Consider the following 281-nt stretch of genomic DNA (forward strand, 5'->3'; position numbering starts at 1 on the left):
ATGGCGACGCGATGGACTGGATCACCCAGGGCGACCTGCAAACCGCCGCCGACGCGCTGATCGCGCGCCACGAGATTCCGCCCGTGGTGATCGTGATGCCGCAAGGCGGCACCGACTGGTACGTCGATCGCAAGGAAAAGCTGGAGACGGCGTTCTTCAACGACCTGATGCCCGAGATCGAACAGCATTTCGCAGTCGAGGACGACCGCGGCGGCCGCGCGATCGGCGGCGTATCGATGGGCGGGTTCGGCGCGCTGCGCTACACGCTCGAGCATCCCGAG

General features: G+C 66.5%; 1 protein-coding gene. It reads left to right on the forward strand.

What is annotated here, in order from left to right; translation table 11 throughout:
• Positions 1–281 (forward strand): alpha/beta hydrolase (locus tag SB816_RS31070; protein ID WP_410548125.1); only part of this gene is annotated, 281 nt, incomplete at both ends.

Source organism: Achromobacter sp. SIMBA_011 (assembly GCF_046535435.1).
GTDB classification, from domain to species: Bacteria; Pseudomonadota; Gammaproteobacteria; order Burkholderiales; family Burkholderiaceae_B; genus Achromobacter; species Achromobacter dolens.